Genomic DNA, 18,915 nt, shown 5'->3' on the forward strand with positions numbered 1-18,915 from the left:
GTGACCGGAGCGACCGACCTCGCCGCGGTGTGGGCTGCAACGACCGACGAACTCGCCGACGAGATCATCTCCGCGCAGCAACGGGCATACCTGCGCCTCACCCGGCTGCGGGCGATAGTCGAGGACACCGCCCTGCTCTCCGTGCCGGACGCCTTCACCCGGGACGTGATCGAGTCGCGGCTCCGCCCGGCCATCACCGAGGCGCTCAGCCGGCGGCTCGGCCGGTCCATCCAGGTCGCCGTCACCGTGCGCGTCGCCGAGGACCAGGCTGCCCGGCCCGCGGGCACCGTCTACCGGGCCAGCCCCGAACCGGCCGACCTCGAACCACCCCAGGACCTGCTTGCCGGCTTCGACCAGACCGGCCCCGCCCCGGACGGCACCGCCTTCCCCGGGCTCGGCTACCCGTCGCGGCCCGACGAACCCGGCTACCCCTCCCGGGGCGACGAACCCGGTTACCCGGAGGAGCGCCCGGAGCCGCAGGCCGAGGAGCCGGCGCCCCGGCAGCGCACCGCCGACAGCGGCCGGCCGCAGCTCATCCCGGCCAGCCGGGACGGCCAGGACACCCTGTTCGGCGCGGCCTTCGCCGAGCCGCTGCGCGCCGCTCGGCCCGCCGAGCGGCGGGGCTTCGACGAACGGGCCGCCCGGGTCGAGCCGCCGGCCGCCGACACCCGCGGGTACGAGCCCCGGTACCGGGAGAACGCCGCCGACCAGCAGCCGCTGCGCGGACTGCCCCGGGACGGCGGCACCGACAGCGGGCCGGGTCGCGGTGGCGTGGATCGTCGGCCGGGCGGCCGGGACGACCGCCGCCCCGGCGGCGCGGAGAGCGGCAACCGGCTCAACCCGAAGTACATGTTCGAGACGTTCGTCATCGGCTCGTCGAACCGATTCGCCCACGCGGCGAGCGTCGCAGTGGCCGAGTCGCCGGCAAAGGCGTACAACCCGCTCTTCATCTACGGCAGCTCCGGGCTGGGCAAGACCCACCTGCTGCACGCCATCGGGCACTACGCCACGACGCTGGGCAACGCCCGCTCGGTCCGGTACGTCTCGACCGAGGAGTTCACCAATGACTTCATCAACTCGCTCCGGGACGACAAGACCAGCGCGTTCCAGCGCCGCTACCGCGACGTCGACATCCTCCTGATCGACGACATCCAGTTCCTGGAGAACCGGGAGCGGACCCAGGAGGAGTTCTTCCACACCTTCAACACCCTGCACAACGCCAACAAGCAGATCGTCATCACCTCCGACCGCTCGCCCAAGCAGCTGGCGACGCTGGAGGACCGGCTGCGCACCCGGTTCGAGTGGGGCCTGCTCGCCGACATCCAGCCGCCGGACCTGGAGACCCGGATCGCGATCCTGCAGAAGAAGGCGGCACAGGAGCGGCTCTACGCCCCGCCGGACGTGCTGGAGTTCATCGCCTCCCGGGTGTCGAACTCGATCCGGGAACTCGAGGGCGCGCTGATCCGGGTCACCGCGTTCGCCAGCCTCACCCGGTCGAACGTGGAGCTGTCGCTGGCCGAGGAGGTGCTGCGGGACTTCATCCCGGACGGCGCCGGGCCGGAGATCACCGCCGACCAGATCATGGTCTCCACCGCGGACTACTTCGGGGTGAGCCTGGAGGACCTGCGCGGCCAGTCCCGCTCCCGGGTGCTGGTCAACGCCCGCCAGGTGGCCATGTACCTGTGCCGGGAGTTGACCGAGTTGTCGCTGCCCCGGATCGGCCAGGCCTTCGGCGGCCGGGACCACACCACCGTCATGCACGCCGACCGGAAGATCCGCCAGCAGATGGCCGAGCGGCGCTCGCTCTACAACCAGATCGCCGAGCTGACCAACCGGATCAAGCAGAGCACCTGAGTCGTACGCCACACCGGCCCCCGCCGGAGCTGGCACCAGGAACGCCCGGTCGAGCCTCGGCCGGGCGTTCTTCGCGTCTGTGGACGCCCCGGGGTTGACCCTGCACCGGCTTCAGGGCCCAGGATCGCTGTCATGTTCGTCCACAGGACCGCCCGGTTGTCCACATCCCCTGTTCCACAGACGGTGGATAACCACGCTCCGTCCCGGGACGGTTACCCACAGACTGTGGACAACTCCTGGGGACGAGGCTGTGGACGCCTGGGGACGACGGTCGAGTTGTCCACCGACGACGGTCGACCTGTGGACGGCCTGTTGAAGGTTCTGGGGACGACGTCGATCAACGCCGTCCGGCCTGTCCACAACGTTGGGGAGAAACCCCGTGGATTACCGGTGGACAACCGGTGGACAACCGTGGACAACCTGGGGGTCGACGGCGCCTGTGGATCCGGACACGGGTTTCGCCCCCGGTTCTCCACAGCCAAATCACCGGTGGATAACCTGTCTGACCTGGGCAGACGTCGGTTCTCCACAGTTTGCACAGGTGCGATGAAGACGATGAGTTATCTCTTCTAAACAACAAAAACCAATCATCACCGTTGGACTTCCTGTGGATCGGGCCGGAGCGCTGCCATCGGCAGTCGCCCGGGCACCTGGATCCACGGGGTCGGACGCACAGCCGATGCCCACGCGCCCTAAGGTGCGATGGGTACCCGCACGGTCGGGCGGGACGGTGGGCAGCGGTCGGCATGAGAGAGTTGTCGCTGACGTCGACGCGGAGGCATTGATGAAGTTCCGAGTGGAGCGCGACGCGCTCGCCGAGGCGGTCGCGTGGACCGCCAAGAGCCTGCCCAACCGACCTTCCGTACCGGTGCTGGCCGGGGTGATGCTCCGGGTCACCGACGGCAACCTCCAGGTCTCCGGCTTCGACTACGAGGTCTCCAGCCAGGTCACCGTCGAGGTGCAGGGAGACGCCGACGGCGCCGCCCTCGTCTCCGGCCGCCTCCTCGCCGAGATCACCAAGGCCCTGCCCGCCAAGCCGGTGGACATCGCCGCGGTCGGCGCCCACCTGGAATTGGTCTGCGGCAGCGCCCGTTTCACGCTGCCGACCATGCCGGTGGAGGACTACCCGGCCCTGCCGGAGATGCCGGAGAGCGCCGGCACCGTCGACGCCGCCGCGTTCGCGGCCGCCGTCGCCCAGGTCGCCGTCGCCGCCGGCCGCGACGAGACGCTGCCGATGATGACCGGCGTACGCATCGAGCTCTCCGGCGGCACGCTCGCCATGCTCGCCACCGACCGCTACCGGCTCGCGCTGCGCGAGATGGAGTGGAACCCGGACGACCCCGAGGTGAGCATCAACGCCCTGGTGCCAGCCCGGACCCTGAACGACACGGCGAAGGCGCTCGGCCCGCTCGGCGGCCAGGTCAACATGGCGCTCTCCAAGGGCGGCGCCGGCGAGGGCATGATCGGCTTCTCCGGCGGCACCCGCCGGACCACCAGCCGGCTGCTCGACGGCGCCAACTACCCGCCGGTCCGCTCGCTCTTCCCGGCCAGCCACAACGCCGAGGCGCGGGTTCCGGTGAGCACCCTGATCGAGGTGGTCAAGCGGGTCGCCCTGGTCGCCGAGCGGACCACGCCGGTGCTGCTGAGCTTCAGCGCCGACGGTCTGGTCGTCGAGGCCGGTGGCACCGAGGAGGCCCGGGCCAGCGAGGCGATGGACGCCACCTTCACCGGCGACCCGCTGACGATCGGCTTCAACCCGCAGTACCTGATCGACGGCCTGGCCAACCTGGGTGCCCAACACGCCCTGCTCTCGTTCGTCGACGCCTTCAAGCCGGCGGTGATTTCCCCCGCCGGCGAGGATGGCGAGGTCATCCCGGGGTACCGGTACCTCATCATGCCGATCCGCGTGTCCCGCTGATCGCGCCCCAGCAGACCCCAGACGCACGGAGGTAGGAGCAGATGCAGCTCGGCCTGGTAGGACTCGGCCGGATGGGCGGCAACATGCGCGAGCGGTTGCGCGCCGCCGGTCACGAGGTGGTCGGCTTCGACCGCAACGCGGAGCTGAGCGACGTCGCGAGCCTGGCGGAGCTGGCCGAGAAGCTGGAGTCGCCCCGCGCGGTGTGGGTGATGGTCCCGGCCGGCGTCACCGACGCCACCATCGACCAGATCGCCGGCGTGCTCGGCGAGGGCGACATCATCATCGACGGCGGCAACTCGCGCTTCAGCGACGACGCCCCGCGCGCCGAGCGGCTGAACGAGCAGGGTATCGGCTACGTCGACGTCGGCGTCTCCGGCGGCGTCTGGGGCAAGCAGAACGGGTACGCGCTGATGGTCGGCGGCGCCCAGGAGCACGTCGAGCGGCTGATGCCGATCTTCGAGTCGCTCAAGCCGGAGGGCGACTTCGGGTTCGTGCACGCCGGGCCGGTCGGCGCCGGGCACTACGCCAAGATGGTGCACAACGGCATCGAGTACGGCCTCATGCACGCCTACGCCGAGGGCTACGAGCTGCTCGCCGCCTCCGAGCTGGTGACCAACGTGCCGGGCGTCTTCAAGTCCTGGCGCGAGGGCACGGTGGTCCGGTCCTGGCTGCTCGACCTGCTCGACCGCGCGCTGGACGAGGACCCGGAGCTGGCCGAGCTGAGCGGCTACACCGAGGACACCGGCGAGGGCCGGTGGACCGTCGACGAGGCGGTCCGGCTCGCCGTGCCGCTGAATGTCATCACCGCCTCGCTCTTCGCCCGGTTCGCCTCCCGGCAGGAGGACTCGCCCGCGATGAAGGCCGTGGCCGCGCTGCGCCAGCAGTTCGGCGGCCACGCGGTCGTCCGCAAGAGCTGACCGGTATCCACAGCCTGTGTACGTCCGCCGGCTCGAACTGGTCGACTTCCGCTCGTACGAGCGGGTCGGCGTCGACCTGGAGCCCGGCCCGAACGTGCTGATCGGCGCGAACGGCGTCGGCAAGACCAACCTGGTCGAGGCGTTGGGCTACGTGGCGACCCTGGACTCGCACCGGGTCGCGACGGACGCCCCCCTGGTCCGGATGGGCGCCTCCTCTGCGGTGATCCGCTGTGCGGTGGTGCACGACGGGCGGGAACTCCTGATCGAGCTGGAGATCGTGCCCGGCAAGGCCAACCGGGCCCGGCTCGGCCGTTCGCCGGCCCGCCGCGCCCGGGACGTGCTCGGCGCGCTGCGGCTGGTGCTCTTCGCCCCGGAGGACCTGGAACTCGTCCGGGGCGACCCGGCCGAGCGCCGCCGCTACCTGGACGACCTGCTGGTCACCCGGCAGCCTCGGTACGCCGGGGTGCGCGCCGACTACGAGCGGGTGGTCAAGCAGCGCAACGCCCTGCTCCGGACGGCGTACCTGGCCCGCAAGACGGGCGGCTCGCGGGGCGGGGACCTCTCCACCCTCGCGGTGTGGGACACCCACCTGGCGCAGCACGGCGCGGAGCTGCTCGCCGGTCGGCTGGAGCTGGTCGCCGCGCTCGCGCCGCATGTGACCAAGGCGTACGACGCGGTGGCGGCGGGCAAGGGGGCGGCCGGGATCGCGTACCGGCCGTCGCTGGAGCTGCCCGACCCGACCGCGGACCGGGCCGCGCTCGCCGAGGCGCTGACCGTTGCGCTGGCCGAGTCGCGGTCGGCGGAGATCGAACGGGGCACCACGCTGGTCGGGCCGCACCGGGACGACCTGGCGCTGACCCTGGGGCCGCTGCCCGCGAAGGGGTACGCCAGCCACGGCGAGTCCTGGTCGTACGCGCTGGCCCTGCGGCTGGCCGGGTACGACCTGCTGCGCGCGGACGGCATCGAGCCGGTGCTGGTGCTCGACGACGTCTTCGCCGAGCTGGACGCCGGCCGCCGGGAGCGGCTGGCCGAGCTGGTCGGCGGGGCGAGCCAGCTCCTGGTGACCTGCGCGGTGGACGACGACGTGCCGGCGGCCCTGCGCGGCACCCGGTACGAGGTGGGCGAAGGGACGGTACGCCGTGTCGGATGAGCCGCAACTCCCACCGGCCCGGCTGGGGCCGGCGCGCGGTGGTCGTACCCCCGGAAGCGGAGCGGACGAGCGGGCCGGGCGTGGGCGTGGCGCGCGTCCGGCGGACGGGCGTGCCGACGACGCGGCCGCGGAGCGCGGCGCGGCGTCGGCCCGTGCGGAGGCCGCGTCGGACGGCGGGCCGGCGTCGACGGGCGCGACCGACGGTGCGGCCGGGCCGGATCTGGCCCGGGCGGTGCTGGACGCGGCGAAGGCCCGCCGGCAGGCGGCGGGCAGGCCGCGCGGGAGCGCGGCGGGCGGCGACGGCGGTGGTGGCGAGCGCCGGCTGCGCGGCTACTCCGGGCCCGGGCCGGACCCGCGTGACCCGCAACCGCTCGGCGCGGTGCTGGACCGGCTGGTGAAGGCGCGTGGCTGGCAGCAGCCGGCGGCCGAGGCGACGGTCTTCGGCGCCTGGGAGCGGGTGGTCGGGCCGGAGGTGGCCCAGCACAGCCGCCCGGTGAAGCTGGAGAACGGCGAGCTGACCGTGGAGGCCCGCTCCACCGCGTGGGCGACCCAGCTGCGGCTGCTCGCCGGCTCGCTGATCAAGCAGATCGCCAGCGAGGTCGGCCACAACGTGGTGCGCAAGCTGCACATCCACGGCCCGGCCGCGCCGTCCTGGGCCCGGGGCCCCCGCCGCGTCCGCGGCCGTGGCCCGCGCGACACCTACGGCTGATCCACCGACAGGCGGCAGGTCGCGGCTTCCCGTGCGCAGGAGACCGCGACCGGCTGCAGACCGTCGGCGACCGGCGGTCAGGCGTCGGCGTAGACGGCGAAGCCGCGGTCGGCGCAGCGGCGGTAGAAGGCGGCGAGCACGCTCAGCTCGGCGCAGGTGAAGTTCCACTGCGGCGGGTCGCCGTTCTCGTCGCGCAGGCCGTCGAGGCGGGTGTCGAGCCAGCGCAGCTGCTGCTCGGCGAGGCGACCGTCGGCCATGAACGAACGGAGCACCTCGCTGACCGACTCGAACGTCACCGCCTCGCCGAACGGCCGGTGCTGGGCGACGAACTTCTCCACCCCGCCGGCGATCCACGAGCACCCGTCGGGGTCGATCACCGGATCCTCGTCCTCGGCGGCGTTCTCAGTGGCGTAGAGCACATTTTCCAGCCCGAGGATCAGGTCGACCAGCTCGGTGTACGCGGTCGCCCGCACCGTGCCGGTCTTGGCGATCAGCTCGGCGAGCGCCGCGGTCGGGGCGGAGATCCGGGGCATGTCCACGATCTCGCCGAAGTCGACGAACTCGGCCGGCGCGACCGGGTCGTAGAAGCGGCCGGTCCGCGGCCAGTGCACCGCGACATTGTCCAGCCCCATCTGGCGTCACCTCTTACAAGCACGTTGTCGGACCGCTCGGGTCGATCGTCCCGGTTCCGTCCGGGAAAGATCAAGACCGCTGCGGCGGGCGCCGCAAAGGTACGGCACGTCCGGTTCGGCCGCGACCCCTGGGCGGTTACGCCCGAGTACCGATCCGGTGGCCGGTCGCGCCCCCGATCAGGGCCTGGCGTGTAGGGGGAGTCGCAGACAGCACGGTTCGGCCGGCTACGGAGGTCTCAGCCGCCCCGCAGGGGTGCCGAGTGGCGGTTTAGTCGTGTGCGCACAGTAAGATTGACGGCGAGACGAAGACCCGACCCGGAGCGACGGACACGGGCCCCCGAGGGCCCTTGATCATTGTCCCGGATCGGGTCGAGCCGATCGCGATCCGCGGGCAACCGCGGCGACCGGCGTACGCGATCCGTGACCTGGAGAACCCGGGGCCGGTCTGTGCGCCGACGTCGCGTCCTGTCCGCCGAACCCGCGCCCCCGCGCCCTGGCGCGGTCGGCGCGAGAAAGTGGCCGAGGGTGGCAGCGCAGGACAAGCAGGAGTACGGCGCCGAGTCGATCACCGTTCTCGAGGGGCTGGAGGCGGTCCGGAAGCGGCCCGGTATGTACATCGGGTCCACCGGTGAACGCGGTCTGCACCACCTCGTGTGGGAGGTCGTGGACAACGCGGTCGACGAGGCGCTGGCCGGGTACTGCGACACCATCGACGTGGTGCTGCTCGCCGACGGCGGCGTCCGGGTCACCGACAACGGCCGTGGCTTCCCGGTCGACCTGCACCCCAAGCTGAAGAAGCCGGGTGTCGAGGTCGCGCTGACCGTGCTGCACGCGGGTGGCAAGTTCGACGGCAAGGCGTACGCCGTCTCCGGCGGTCTGCACGGCGTCGGCGTCTCGGTGGTGAACGCGCTCTCCACGAAGATGGAAGTGGAGATCCACAAGTCCGGTTTCGTGTGGCGGCAGCAGTACACCAACTCCAAGCCGGGCCCGCTGGAGAAGGGCGAGACCACCAACCGCACCGGCTCGGCGGTCGCCTTCTGGCCGGATCCGGACGTCTTCGAGACGGTCGACTTCGACTTCCAGACCATCTACCGGCGCATCCAGGAGTACGCCTTCCTCAACCGCGGCCTCACCATCCACCTGGTCGACGAGCGGGTCCCGGACGGCGAGGAGGGCAAGCCGCGCGAGGTCACCTTCTGCTACAAGGGCGGCATCGCCGACTTCGTCCGGCACCTCAACGCCTCCAAGAACCCGATCCACAAGACGGTGGTCGAGTTCGGCGCCGAGGAGGAGGGCATGTCGGTCGAGATCGCCATGCAGTGGAACGAGTCGTACGGCGAGTCGGTCTACACCTTCGCCAACACGATCAACACGCACGAGGGCGGCACCCACGAGGAGGGCTTCCGGGCTGCGCTGACCAGCGTCGTCAACCGGTACGGCACGGAGAAGAAGCTGCTCAAGGGCGACGAGAAGCTCTCCGGCGAGGACATCCGCGAGGGCCTGGCCGCGATCATCTCGGTCAAGCTGACCAACCCGCAGTTCGAGGGCCAGACCAAGACCAAACTCGGCAACACCCCGGTGAAGAGCTTCGTGCAGCGGGTCTGCAACGAGTGGCTGGTCGACTGGTTCGACCGCAACCCGGCCGAGGCCAAGACGATCATCCAGAAGGCCTCGCAGGCGGCCCGGGCCCGGATCGCCGCGCAGCAGGCGCGCAAGCTGGCCCGGCGCAAGTCGCTGCTGGAGTCCGGCTCGATGCCGGGCAAGCTGGCCGACTGCCAGTCCACCGACCCGCGCGAGTCCGAGGTCTTCATCGTCGAGGGTGACTCGGCCGGCGGCTCGGCCAAGCAGGGGCGGGACCCGCGGACCCAGGCGATCCTGCCGATCCGCGGCAAGATCCTCAACGTGGAGAAGGCCCGGATCGACCGGGTGCTCAAGAACAACGAGGTCCAGGCGCTGATCACCGCGCTGGGCACCGGTATCCACGACGACTTCGACATGGAGAAGCTGCGCTATCACAAGGTCGTGCTGATGGCCGACGCGGACGTCGACGGTCAGCACATCCAGACGCTGCTGCTCACCCTGCTGTTCCGCTTCATGCGGCCGCTGGTCGAGCTGGGCCACGTCTACCTGGCCGCCCCGCCGCTCTACAAGATCAAGTGGAACAAGAAGGGCGACGACGCCCAGTACGCGTACTCGGACCGGGAGCGGGACGGGCTGATCGCGCTGCGCCAGCAGAAGAAGCCCAACGCCCGGCCGGATGACATCCAGCGGTTCAAGGGTCTCGGCGAGATGAACTACCCCGAGCTGTGGGAAACCACGATGAACCCGGCCACCCGTACGCTGCGTCAGGTGACGCTCGACGACGCCGCAACCGCCGACGAGCTGTTCAGCGTGCTGATGGGTGAGGACGTCGAGGCGCGCCGCTCGTTCATCCAGCGCAACGCCAAGGACGTGCGGTTCCTCGACATCTGACGGACCGCGCCGGGCCGGCCGGAGATCCACCGACCGGCCCGACGGTCCACAGGGTTATCCACAACTTGGCCGGTTTCCACAGCCGTTATCCACAGCACGAAAACGACTCTGAGTCTGATAAGGGTTAACAGTGACCGATACTCCCGAGTCCACCCCGAGCGAGCCGGAGATCCCGGAGACAGTCGCCGCCGTCGTGGCGCACGACCGGATCGAGCCGGTCGGCCTCGAGGTCGAGATGCAGCGCTCGTACCTCGACTACGCGATGAGCGTCATCGTGGGGCGGGCCCTGCCGGACGTCCGGGACGGGCTCAAGCCGGTCCACCGCAAGATCCTCTACGCCATGTTCGACTCCGGCTACCGGCCGGACCGCGGCTACGTGAAGTGCTCCCGCGTCGTCGGTGACGTGATGGGTCAGTTCCACCCGCACGGCGACTCGGCGATCTACGACGCCCTGGTCCGGATGGCCCAGCCCTGGTCCCTGCGCTACCCGCTGGTCGACGGCAACGGCAACTTCGGCTCGCCGGGCAACGACCCCGCCGCCGCCATGCGGTACACCGAGTGCAAGCTCGACCCGCTGGCGATGGAGATGCTGCGGGACATCGACGAGGACACCGTCGACCTGCAGGACAACTACGACGGCCGGGCCAAGGAGCCCACCATCCTGCCGTCGCGGATCCCCAACCTGCTGGTGAACGGCTCCGAGGGCATCGCGGTCGGCATGGCCACCAAGATCCCGCCGCACAACCTGCGCGAGATCGGCGCGGCGGTGCAGTGGTGCCTGGAGCACCCGGAGGAGGACGAGGCCACCACCCTCGACGCGCTGCTGGAGATCGTCAAGGGCCCGGACTTCCCGACCCACGGCCTGATCGTCGGCACCCAGGCCATCCAGGACGCGTACCGCACCGGTCGCGGTTCGATCCGGATGCGGGCCGTGGTGGAGGTCGAGGAGGACAAGCGCGGCCGTCCCTGCCTGGTGGTCAGCGAGCTGCCCTACCAGGTCAACCCGGACAACCTGGCCGAGCGGATCGCCGAGCTGATCAAGGAGGGCAAGCTCGCCGGCATCGCCGACATCCGGGACGAGTCCTCCGGGCGTACCGGCATGCGGATCGTGCTCGTGCTCAAGCGCGACGCGGTCGCCAAGGTGGTGCTGAACAACCTCTACAAGCACACCCAGCTCCAGGAGACCTTCGGCGCCAACATGCTGGCCCTGGTCGACGGGGTGCCGCGCACGCTCAACCTGGCCCAGTTCCTCCGCTACTACGTCGAGCACCAGATCGACGTGATCCGCCGGCGGACCGCGTTCCGGCTGCGCAAGGCCGAGGAGCGGGCGCACATCCTGCGCGGCCTGGCCAAGGCCCTCGACGCCCTCGACGAGGTGATCGCCCTGATCCGGCGTTCGCCCACCGTCGACGACGCCCGGCAGGGCCTGATCCGGTTGCTGGAGATCGACGAGATCCAGGCCACCGCGATCCTCGACATGCAGCTGCGCCGCCTGGCCGCCCTGGAGCGGCAGCGGATCGTGGACGACCTCACCAAGCTCGAGATCGAGATCGCCGACCTCAAGGACATCCTCGCCAAGCCGGAGCGGCAGCGGAAGATCGTCTCCGAGGAGCTCGGCGAGATCGTCGCGAAGTGGGGCGACGAGCGGCGCACGAAGATCATGCCGTTCGAGGGCGAGGTCTCGATGGAGGACCTGATTGCCCGCGAGGACGTGGTCGTCACGATCACCCGCACCGGGTACGCCAAGCGCACCAAGGCCGACCTCTACCGCTCCCAGCGCCGCGGTGGCAAGGGTGTCAGCGGCGCGACGCTGCGGCAGGACGACATCGTCAGCCACTTCTTCGTATGCTCCACCCACGACTGGATCCTGTTCTTCACGAACAAGGGCCGCGTCTACCGGGCCAAGGCGTACGAGCTTCCCGAAGCCAGTAGGGTGGCCAAGGGCCAGCACGTGGCCAACCTGCTCGCCTTCCAACCGGACGAGCAGATCGCGCAGATCATCGAAATTCCGAACTACCAGGTGGCTCCCTACCTGGTACTGGCCACGAAGAACGGCCTGGTGAAGAAGACGCGGCTCGAGGAGTTCGACTCCCCCCGTTCCGGCGGCATCATCGCGATCAACCTGCGCGATGAGGACGAGCTGGTCGGTGCTGCCCTGGTCGCGCCGGAGGACGACCTGCTGCTGGTCTCCAAGAACGCGCAGGCGATTCGCTTCAACGCCAGCGACGAGGCGTTGCGGCCGATGGGCCGGGCCACCTCGGGAGTGATCGGCATGCGGTTCAGCGAGGACGACGTCCTGCTGGCCATGGAGGTCGTCCGCGAGGGCCTGGACGTGCTGGTCGCGACGAACGGGGGATACGCGAAACGTACCCCGATCGAGGAATACCCGGTCCAGGGCCGGGGAGGTAAGGGCGTGCTGACTGCGAAGATCACCGAACGACGCGGTGGTCTGGTCGGTGCGGTGGTGATCGACCCGGACGACGAGCTGTTCGCGATCACCAGCAACGGTGGTGTCATCCGGACTCCGGTGAAGCCTGTACGCCGTACGCGTGACCGGAACACAATGGGGGTCAAGCTGATGGACCTCCCGGACGGCGTGACTATCGTGGCGATTGCTCGCAATGCCGACGAGCCTGACGAACAGGACTAGTTGAATGACGGAGACACAGGCGAAGTCGGGGAACACGGGGACCTCGGCCAACCCGGTCGACGAGGAGGCCGCCAAGGGCGGCACACCAGCGACCGGCCGCGCGGCCGTGGGCCGGGCCACCGTCCCCGCCGACGCGCCTGCCCCGAAATTCACCCGGGCCCCCGGTATGACACCGCCGCCGGAGACGCCCTCGGAGGACTCGGGGGCGAGCGACAAGACCGAGAAGGCCAAGGTCGACGCGCCGACCTCCGCCGACGGCCTAGCCGCCCCGGCGGCCCCCGCGGCGAAGCCGGCCGCGGCGCAGCCGGTCGCGGTGGCCCGGCCGTCGACCGGGGCCACCGGCACCCAGCCGCGGGTCGGGTCCGGCATCGGCACCGCCACCAGGCCGTCCCGGGACGGCGCCCGCCCGGGCACGCCCAACCGTCCGGCCAATGGAGGCGGCCTGCCGCCGGGCATCAGCGGCGCGGCGGCCGTCGGCGCCGCGCGCGTGGGTGAGGCGGTACGCGCGGCGCGTACCTCGGTCAGCTCGGCCGCGTCCCGCGGACCGCGCCGGGCCCGGCTGAACCTCAAGCGGATCGACCCGTGGTCCGTGATGAAGTTCGCCTTCGCCGTGTCGGTGGTGCTGTTCATCGTGGTGGTCGTCGCCACCTCGGTGCTGTACCTCGCCCTGGACGCCATGGGCGTCTTCCAGAGCGTCAACGACAGCCTGACCGACCTGGTCAACGCCGGCGGACAGAGCTCCGGCGGCTTCCAGATCACCGCCAAGGGTGTGATCCTCAGCTCGGCGCTGATCGGCCTGGTGAACGTCGTGCTGTTCACCGCGCTCGCCACGCTCGGCGCGTTCGTCTACAACGTCTGCGCCGACCTGGTCGGCGGGATCGAGCTGACGCTCGCCGAGCGGGACTGAACCGGCCGGGATGCCGGGGCGCCGCGTAAAGCGGTCGCCCCGGCATCGCGGATCCGGGTAGGTTCGAGCTGGCACGGATGAGAGCCGCGCCACGGGCACCCCGATTTGGGGCCGGCCGTGGCGATGGGTTAACCTTGCTCGTCGCTACGCGGGGCTATAGCTCAGTCGGTTAGAGCGCAGAGCTGATAACTCTGAGGTCGCTGGTTCGATTCCAGCTAGCCCCACCGCACACCGTCCGACGGTAGTCGAGCGCGAGGGGTCGCCCCATGTTCAAGAAGCTTCTGATCCTGGTCGGCGTCGTCGGCGTGGCCGCCGTCGTGGCCAAGAAGGTCAAGGCCTCGAACGACGAGCGCGCCCTGTGGCACGAGGCGACCACCGCGCCCGACCTGCGCTGAGCCTCCGCTCTCCGACTGCCAGCACCAGGCGGCTCCGCCCGCCCTCGGGGCCCTAGCTCAACTGGCAGAGCACTGCCTTTGCAAGGCAGGGGTTAGGGGTTCAAGTCCCCTGGGCTCCACAGCACTTTTCCGGTTGATCTCGGTCCCGAGTACAGCCATTCGTACAGCCAAGCGGTCACGCCGTGACCTCCTCGCCCAGCACCGGCCACGCTTGGGGATGACAAGACCCTGAAAGACCTCGGGGCTCCGCCCCGAACCCCGGCCCTCCTCAGAGATCCGGCGAGGCGGATCACCTCGCCGGGCACCACAAGGGCTGGACGGTCTACGACTGCCCGACGAGGAGACCCGCCATTCCAGTCCCGACTTTGCGACTTCCTCTAGCATCGTCGGCATGGCAACGCGGCTTGTTCAAATCAACATGAAGGCTCGGGACGACTCCGCGCTGGGCGGTTTCTGGGCGGAGGCGCTCGGCTGGGGAGTCTCCAGCGAGGGACCCGGCGTGACCAACCTCGAACCCGAGGGCTTCGTCTACCCCGATCCCGTCGCCGTCTGCCTCGACCTCATCGCCTCCCCGGAACCCAAGACGGTGAAGAACCGCGTGCACGTCGACCTCGCCACCACCTCGGCGGCCCATCAGGCGGAGGTGGTCACGCGCCTGAAGGATCTCGGCGCAACACCCGCCGACGTAGGCCAGGGCGACGTCCCATGGACGGTCATGGCCGACCCAGAGGGCAACGAGTTCTGCGTGCTGGACTGGCACGACCCGATCCGAGACACCGGACCGATCGCCGCGGTAGTGGTCGACTGCGTGGATCCGCGAGCCATGGCCCGCTTCTGGGGCAAGGCCATGGACTGGACCCTGCACAAGGTGACCGACCACAACGCGGTACTGCGCTCCGCCAAGGGTGTCGGCCCATATCTGCAGTTCCTCCGCACACCCGACGTGAAGACCGTGTGGAACCGCGTCCATCTCGACGTCCGCCCATACCCAGGTGACGACCTAGAGGCCGAGGCGGCCGGACTGCGGACTCTCGGCGCCACCGCCATCGACCTAGGCCAGAGCGATGTCCCGTGGACGGTCCTCGCCGACCCGGAAGGCAACGAGTTCTGCCTCCTCGCCCCAGGCTGACCCAAACTCGAGGTGCCGGCGCGCTTGCAGGGCGATGCGCGGACGACCTGTGCAGGAACGGTTGATCCATAGACTGTGTGGGTGGAAGACGCCGAGGCCAGCCTGAACCAGTTGCGGGCAGCGATTGCGCACGAGCTACGACTGAAGGGGCCGACACAACCTGGCCCTAGCGGCCTGACGATTCTCACTCCGCCATCAGACCGCGATCTCATCGATGAGGTACGTCGGCTTCGGGAACTGGTCGACCGGAGCGAAGGCATGAGGTAGCCGACGTGTGGGTGAGGTACAGCCATCGGTACAGCCAAGCCCACCGACGAGCGACGGGAGAGAGCGACGCCGGCCGATAATCGGTGCAGGTCAGCGGCAAGGAGCGACGCTGGCCGACAGAGCGCCTGATCTTTGCAAGGCAGGGGTTAGGGGTTCAAGTCTCCTGGGCTCCACCACACCGTATGGCCTGTTCACGGGCCACCCTCCCCCTTGATCGGGTTGCCTCCGAATTGAGGGATCAGCTATGGCAGTCAGCAGATCGTCAGCACATCCGCCGAAGACCCTGCGCACCGACTCGTGGAAATCCGCCGGGGTGTGCGTGTAGCGGCTGAGCGTGGTCGATGCCTGCTCGTGGCCCATCACAGCGTTCGATTCGGCCGGCTGCGGCGTGCCGGGCACACAAGGTGACCGAAGCCTTATCCGCAAAGGCTGAATGTCCACTTCTCCCGCCTGATGTGGACCGATCGTCGGATCTAGATCGGCCTCCGCGTCATTAGCATCGGCACGATTCGCGGCCAAGGAACGGAGACGCAGTGCAGCAGAAGCTTCAGACCCGTGCGTTCGAGCATGTGACGCCGATCCTGCAGTCCGGTGAGCAGCCGGTCGTGGCGACGCGGGCCATGGTCGGGAAGTTCTCGTCCGGTCGACTCGGGACGGTCGTCAGCCAGGCGATCAGGCTTGAGGGTGGCGGAGCGTTGTTGGGGGCGGCGCTGGCGTCGACCCGTAAGCAGTTCGTCGTGCTCACCAACCGTCGACTGATCTTCCTGCCGCAGACGTTTCTCGGGGGCCCCGGAAAAAAGGTCCTCGGTGAGGTGCCCCGCGAACAGGTCTCGCTGGCCGAGGCAAAGATGGGCGTCGTGAGCCTGCTGCGCCTCGCGTTTGGTACTCCGGGCGACGGCGTGGCTCTCACCTTCCCCCGGGTGGACAAGAAGAACGCCGAGGCGCTCGCGGAAGCCCTGCGGCAGGCTCCGGCCGCCTGATCACCGGGCCCGCTGCCGGCGTGTCGGCTGCCGGCTGCCGGCGTGTTGTTCAAAGTTTCTGCACGTCTTCAAGGCGGCCCGCAATGGGACCGCACGCGCCGCCGCCAGGGCGCGCGGCCTGCTCTCCGCCGCCGCTCCGCTCCGGCCACACAACACGCCCGGCGGCAGGCGCGGAGAGCGGAAAGCCCGGAGGGCCGCCACAGAACGACAGGCCCCTGAGGGTGCGGTGGTGGGCCGGCAGCCGGCCGGCCCGCGCGGCCAGGACCCACGCGGCGTGGGGGAGCGCACGCCGGCCGCGTCGGCGAGCTGGCGGCCCGTGCGGGGTTGCGGTTACTGCGCTTCCGGCGGGGGCGCTCCGGCTCCAGGATGGCCGAAGACCGTCGGCAGCCGCCGGGTCCGGCGGTGGTTGCGGAAGGGGAGCCATCCGCCTGTCATCGACCCGGGCGAGCCGAGCAGACCTCGACGTACAGCAGTCGCAAGCCCCGTGGAAGCATCGCCTGGGCCCTGAGCAGCTGCTCCAGCACACCTTTCCGCAGGTACGCGAAGGCACCTGCCGGGTCCTGCTTGCGTGTAGCGACCAGCAACGAGCCGCCGCGGCGGACGTCCACGAGACGTTCACCGCATTCCGCAACGGGTATAGCGGCGACCCTCGGATCCGACATCAAGACGATCTCACTCATCACGCGATCATCTCGCAGAGCTCAACCCGGCGAACCTTCCCCGTCGGCGAACTACAGAGGTTGAAGGGCTGACGTCTGCATCGTCATGGCGGTTCGGGGTCGAGGGTTATGCCGTACTGTGCGGTGATGCTCTCGCGAATGCTGACGGTGACCTTCGATGCGCACGACGCGGCTCGCCTGGCGCAGTTCTGGGCCGGCATGCTCGGCCGGGAAATCGTCGAGGACGCCGGTGGTGCGCTCCTGCCTGGCGAGGACACCCAGCTCAGCCTCCGGTTCGTCCCGAGCCGCGCGGAGAAGGTGGGGCCGAACCGCATGCACCTTCACCTGACCAGCGCCAGCCGCGCCGACCAGCAGCACACGGTGGCGACGGCGCTGGGGCTCGGCGCCGGCCACCTCGACGTCGGGCAGCGCCCCGAGGAGGGGCACGTCGTCCTGGCCGACCCCGAGGGCAACGAGTTCTGCGTGATCGAGCCGGGCAACGCCTTCCTCGCCGGGTGCGGCTTGCTCGGGGAGCTCGCCTGCGACGGCACCCGGGAGGTCGGCCTCTTCTGGAGCGAGGCGCTGGGCTGGCCGCTGGTGTGGGACCAGGACCAGGAGACGGCGATTCAGTCACCGCACGGCGGCACAAAGGTCGCGTGGGGAGGCCCGCCCGTGGCCCCGAAAGAGGTGAGGAACCGGCAGCGCTTCGACCTCGCCCCGGCCGGTGGCGACCAGCAAGCGGAGGTCGACCGGCTGGTCTCCCTCGGGGCCGCTCGGCTCGAGGTCGGTGAGGACGGCGCTGTCGTGCTGGCCGATCCCGACGGCAACGAGTTCTGCGTGAAAGGGAACTGACCACAGTGTCAGGGCGGCCTGCTGCCGGACCGCCTCCCTCCGCGTCCGGGCCGCCGCGTTCATCCCACCACCAGCCGGATACCGCAGTGCTTGAGGCAACCAATCCTGAACGCACTGCCCTCCGAACGGTGGTGGCGACACTGCTCGATGACCAAGACCATGCTGTCCGGAACGGCGCGAGGAGAGCAGGTAGGCGGACCGCCGCCCACCACTGATCGACAATTCCTAAACCGCGTGGGTGTACAGCCAAGCCGGCCGACGGGCGCAGGTGACGAGCGACCGTCGCCGACAAGTCGAGCAGGTCAGCCGCAATGGTCGACGCTGGCCGACAACAGTCTTGATCTTTGCAAGGCAGGGCCGATCTGGCTTCACGGAAGAGGCGCGACCCAGACGGGGAACGGCGGCGGGAACTCGTCCTCAGCGGTGAGAGAAGCCGCGGCGGACTCGACGGTTGCTAGCTCTGCCCATGGAACGAGTCCAGGGTTGGGGTCAGCGGCGACTAGGGCGACGACCTCCGCAGCATCGGTAGTCGAGCGATACGGCGCCGCAAATGGAAGCCGGTCGGAGGGTGCCGAAGTCAACGAGCACAGAAGTTGGCCAGCCTGTTCGTCGTACCAGGCGTAGAAGGTGCCCGGACTGGCCCACCGTTGCCCGAGTTCGCGGTGAACGAGCTGAAGCGCTGCGACCACGGCCGGCACGTCGGTTGCTCCCTCGGGCACCCCGTAGCACCAGGTGTTCACGCGACACTCGCGATCAGGGTCGTCGGGCAGCAACATCACCTCGTCGTCATCCAGGTACGAGCGCACCAGGGTCGCAAGGTCACTGTCGCTCACGGTCGGCTCCCCAAGAGAGATCAACTAGTACAACGCCAGTACAGATGATCGCCGCAAGAGCTGTGAAACGTGGAGATGGGTTGAGCGTCGTGACCGAGGTCAGGAGCTGCGATCGGTCCGTTAGCAGCGCCATCGGACCCGCGGGGACGAGTGCGGACGACAGGCGTACGACCAGCGGCCGAGCCGGATGAACCGTTCCGGATGACCCTGCCAAGCCTACGGACCACGAGGTTGCGGGCCCTCCGTTTGCAGTTCCGTCGGATACGGGCGGATGCTGCTCGTGCCGGTGGTGTCGGTCGCGCCGAACGCGTACGGAACGATCACGCAGGACCCCTCGTTCCAGACCGGCAGCCGCGCCGTGTGGCAGACGCTCGCGATCGTCGCGATCGTCTGGTCGGTCGTGGATGAACGGGTCACAATGTCATTCGGTCCTGCCTTCCTGTATGTCGTCATCAGCCGTGCCATGGGCGACCTGGTGGCGCTGGACAGTTGGTCGATGTGGCACTGGACGCTGGTCGACATGGGCGTCGCCGTCCGTCGCGCCCGCATCTGACCAGGGCCCGAGTCTGACCCAAGGCGGCCGGCAGTACC

17 protein-coding genes and 2 tRNA genes are annotated in these 18,915 nt (G+C 69.7%); 16 read left to right on the forward strand and 3 right to left on the reverse strand.

The features are described from left to right. The 5 genes from dnaA (at window position 1) to ACTWO6_RS00025 (ending at window position 6,548) form a co-directional block, all read left to right on the forward strand. On the forward strand, window positions 1–1,854 hold the full coding sequence (dnaA, locus tag ACTWO6_RS00005; RefSeq protein ID WP_446217580.1) for a chromosomal replication initiator protein DnaA: 1,854 nt from the start codon (window positions 1–3) through the stop codon (window positions 1,852–1,854). A 784-nt stretch (window positions 1,855–2,638) separates the two neighbouring features. Then, window positions 2,639–3,772 (forward strand): DNA polymerase III subunit beta, encoded by a 1,134-nt coding sequence (gene dnaN / locus ACTWO6_RS00010; RefSeq protein WP_446217581.1) that lies wholly within the window; start codon window positions 2,639–2,641, stop codon window positions 3,770–3,772. A gap of 41 nt (window positions 3,773–3,813) precedes the next feature. Then, window positions 3,814–4,689 carry a phosphogluconate dehydrogenase (NAD(+)-dependent, decarboxylating) gene (gnd, locus tag ACTWO6_RS00015; RefSeq protein WP_446217582.1) on the forward strand — a complete coding sequence of 292 codons (876 nt, stop codon included), beginning with the start codon at window positions 3,814–3,816 and terminating at the stop codon, window positions 4,687–4,689. A gap of 16 nt (window positions 4,690–4,705) precedes the next feature. Then, window positions 4,706–5,839: a DNA replication/repair protein RecF gene (recF, locus tag ACTWO6_RS00020; RefSeq protein ID WP_446217583.1), complete on the forward strand. Its 1,134-nt coding sequence runs from the start codon at window positions 4,706–4,708 to the stop codon at window positions 5,837–5,839. Next, a complete protein-coding gene (locus ACTWO6_RS00025; RefSeq protein ID WP_446217584.1) occupies window positions 5,829–6,548 on the forward strand; it encodes a DUF721 domain-containing protein in 720 nt (239 codons plus the stop codon). The genes recF and ACTWO6_RS00025 overlap by 11 nt, the downstream gene beginning before the upstream one ends. A 77-nt stretch (window positions 6,549–6,625) precedes the next feature. On the opposite strand, the gene ACTWO6_RS00030 is transcribed toward ACTWO6_RS00025, so the two are convergent. Then, a complete protein-coding gene (locus ACTWO6_RS00030; protein ID WP_446217585.1) occupies window positions 6,626–7,180 on the reverse strand; it encodes a hypothetical protein in 555 nt (184 codons plus the stop codon). A gap of 525 nt (window positions 7,181–7,705) precedes the next feature. Between ACTWO6_RS00030 and gyrB the strand changes: the two genes are divergently transcribed. From gyrB to ACTWO6_RS00075, 9 genes are all read left to right on the forward strand, one after another. Continuing rightward, the gene (gene gyrB / locus ACTWO6_RS00035) at window positions 7,706–9,652 is read left to right on the forward strand and encodes a DNA topoisomerase (ATP-hydrolyzing) subunit B (protein WP_446217586.1); all 1,947 of its coding nucleotides are present in this window, start codon (window positions 7,706–7,708) and stop codon (window positions 9,650–9,652) included. A 130-nt stretch (window positions 9,653–9,782) separates the two neighbouring features. After that, complete coding sequence (gyrA, locus tag ACTWO6_RS00040; RefSeq protein ID WP_446217587.1) at window positions 9,783–12,302, forward strand: DNA gyrase subunit A; 2,520 nt, start codon at window positions 9,783–9,785, stop codon at window positions 12,300–12,302. A 4-nt stretch (window positions 12,303–12,306) separates the two neighbouring features. Next, window positions 12,307–13,209: a DUF3566 domain-containing protein gene (locus ACTWO6_RS00045; protein WP_446217588.1), complete on the forward strand. Its 903-nt coding sequence runs from the start codon at window positions 12,307–12,309 to the stop codon at window positions 13,207–13,209. Window positions 13,210–13,359: 150 nt separating this feature from the next. Beyond that, window positions 13,360–13,433, forward strand: a tRNA-Ile gene (locus ACTWO6_RS00050). A gap of 42 nt (window positions 13,434–13,475) precedes the next feature. Further along, window positions 13,476–13,604 (forward strand): DLW-39 family protein, encoded by a 129-nt coding sequence (locus ACTWO6_RS00055; RefSeq protein ID WP_240943722.1) that lies wholly within the window; start codon window positions 13,476–13,478, stop codon window positions 13,602–13,604. A gap of 46 nt (window positions 13,605–13,650) precedes the next feature. Further along, window positions 13,651–13,723: transfer RNA gene (locus ACTWO6_RS00060), tRNA-Ala, on the forward strand. 272 nt (window positions 13,724–13,995) lie between these two features. Further along, the gene (locus tag ACTWO6_RS00065; RefSeq protein WP_446217589.1) at window positions 13,996–14,733 is read left to right on the forward strand and encodes a VOC family protein; all 738 of its coding nucleotides are present in this window, start codon (window positions 13,996–13,998) and stop codon (window positions 14,731–14,733) included. A gap of 81 nt (window positions 14,734–14,814) precedes the next feature. Next, window positions 14,815–15,000: a hypothetical protein gene (locus tag ACTWO6_RS00070; protein WP_446217590.1), complete on the forward strand. Its 186-nt coding sequence runs from the start codon at window positions 14,815–14,817 to the stop codon at window positions 14,998–15,000. A gap of 533 nt (window positions 15,001–15,533) precedes the next feature. Further along, entirely contained in the window at window positions 15,534–15,980 is a 447-nt protein-coding gene (locus ACTWO6_RS00075) for a hypothetical protein (protein WP_446217591.1), read from the forward strand. Window positions 15,981–16,411: 431 nt separating this feature from the next. Here the strand turns inward: ACTWO6_RS00075 and ACTWO6_RS00080 are convergent, their stop codons facing one another. Continuing rightward, entirely contained in the window at window positions 16,412–16,660 is a 249-nt protein-coding gene (locus ACTWO6_RS00080; RefSeq protein WP_446217592.1) for a hypothetical protein, read from the reverse strand. Window positions 16,661–16,786: 126 nt separating this feature from the next. Here ACTWO6_RS00080 and ACTWO6_RS00085 point away from each other — a divergent pair, with 126 nt between their 5' ends. Next, window positions 16,787–17,491, forward strand: a complete 705-nt coding sequence (locus ACTWO6_RS00085) for a VOC family protein (RefSeq protein ID WP_446217593.1) — start codon at window positions 16,787–16,789, stop codon at window positions 17,489–17,491. A 368-nt stretch (window positions 17,492–17,859) separates the two neighbouring features. On the opposite strand, the gene ACTWO6_RS00090 is transcribed toward ACTWO6_RS00085, so the two are convergent. Then, on the reverse strand, window positions 17,860–18,324 hold the full coding sequence (locus ACTWO6_RS00090; protein WP_446217594.1) for a hypothetical protein: 465 nt from the start codon (window positions 18,322–18,324) through the stop codon (window positions 17,860–17,862). A gap of 271 nt (window positions 18,325–18,595) precedes the next feature. Here ACTWO6_RS00090 and ACTWO6_RS00095 point away from each other — a divergent pair, with 271 nt between their 5' ends. Then, the gene (locus ACTWO6_RS00095) at window positions 18,596–18,877 is read left to right on the forward strand and encodes a hypothetical protein (RefSeq protein WP_446217595.1); all 282 of its coding nucleotides are present in this window, start codon (window positions 18,596–18,598) and stop codon (window positions 18,875–18,877) included. Window positions 18,878–18,915 lie beyond the last annotated feature (38 nt).

Source organism: Micromonospora sp. IBHARD004 (genome assembly GCF_052814115.1).